This is a genomic window from Thiocapsa marina 5811, from assembly GCF_000223985.1.
GTDB classification, from domain to species: Bacteria; Pseudomonadota; Gammaproteobacteria; order Chromatiales; family Chromatiaceae; genus Thiocapsa; species Thiocapsa marina.
This window is the reverse complement of record NZ_AFWV01000049.1, coordinates 1-1,339: the sequence shown is the minus strand read 5'-3', so window position 1 is coordinate 1,339 and position 1,339 is coordinate 1. Positions and strand designations below refer to the sequence as shown.

The following is a 1,339-nucleotide window of genomic DNA, read 5'->3' as shown; positions in this document are numbered from 1 at the left end:
ATGGGCCTCGTAGTGATGTTTGAAGCGCTCTTCGCAGGAGTTGGACATGGTGGTGTAACCTCATGATCGTGAACAGACGACCCCTCGCAAGCGAGGGCGTGAGGTTGCAGTTTAAAGCCGACGAGGCCGGCATGGGCCTTCTCCGCGAAGCGGCTTCGTCCAACTACTTCTGTTCTCGAAACATACGACCCATCGAAGGGTTCGGGAAAGATCGCAGCTTATGGTGTGTTTTCTCCGGCCCGCCCTTTGCGCATATTGGATCTATCGAAAAAACTCCATGTGCCAAGCATATTCGATTCAGCCAAACATCATGTTCGTCCACTGATCCGTTTCCTGATTGACTTCCTGAAAGACTTTACCAAACCAGTTCTAAAAGACGAATATGCACACGTGGAATACGTTCCTACTCAGGTTGTTACAGAGTATTTTCGGCACGTGTTTCGAACAGCGGATGGCGAAAAGCTCGACGGAATCAAATATCCAAGCTCAAAACCAGATGCACAAGCTGCTGTCGTTGTTTTTGCGGATAACGATGCGTGCGTAGAAGAATGCGATGCATCGAACCCTGACGCAGTACTAGTCCTAAAACGCTTTGGTACTACTGATCCGGCGAGCCCAAGCATCTAACGAAGTGCCTCCATCCGACCGCCCAAAGCGCCGCTCGCTTTGCTCTCGGCACTTTGGGCGGCGGCTGAGGCTAGCGTTATGTTTTTAAATAAATCGGTTCACTACCAGACCAAAATAACCGCATGAACAAACAACAATACTATGATGCAGTGGCTGCAGAACTTGCCGAAGACAACACACATCCTGGACTATGGACACGGGCCATTAGCGAGGCAGATGGGAACCCAGAGAAGACAAAAGCAATCTATATCAAGCTAAGAGTAGAACAGCTATCTTCAAGTGAAATACAAAAGGACTTTGAAAAAACCAAAGAAGAAATTAAAGGCAATTTCACTCGCGCGGCTCACAAGAGCATCAATCCCGCCCGTGCATTTTCCTTAGGAGTCGCCGTTCTAGCAGCTGGATGGGCTGCCTTTGCCCTTCTCATGGGACTAGTGTCCGGACATTTAGATTTAGCCCTCATACATCTAATTATTTCTTCGGTCATAGGTATTCCCGCCTATCTGATAGGGAAAAAATCCACACGCAACCAGTAAGCCACCGATTCAAATTAACGGGGAGAGTGGTTAGAAAGGAGCGCGGGGTCAGGTCTTGCTCTTTGCCTTTCCATGTGGGAATAGGGGACGTACCACGAATACGTAAGCGGCAGCTAGTGGTCCAGAGTGGAAATCCTGATACCGTTTCGCAGGTCAGTGCGGCATGATGCGGAACA

1 protein-coding gene and 1 pseudogene are annotated in these 1,339 nt (G+C 49.3%); both read left to right on the top strand.

What is annotated here, in order from left to right; genetic code table 11:
- Window positions 1–174: 174 nt before the first annotated feature.
- Window positions 175–627, top strand: a pseudogene (locus THIMADRAFT_RS27605) (RES domain-containing protein); the annotation flags it as partial.
- 122 nt (window positions 628–749) lie between these two features.
- Window positions 750–1,163, top strand: coding sequence for a hypothetical protein (locus tag THIMADRAFT_RS26945; protein ID WP_139052995.1), 414 nt, complete (start codon window positions 750–752; stop codon window positions 1,161–1,163).
- The last annotated feature ends 176 nt before the right edge of the window (window positions 1,164–1,339 follow it).

Coding starts and splice junctions, on each gene's coding strand:
- THIMADRAFT_RS26945 (WP_139052995.1), top strand. CDS start 750: ATGAACAAACAACAATACTATGATGCAGTGGCTGCAGAACTTGCCGAA.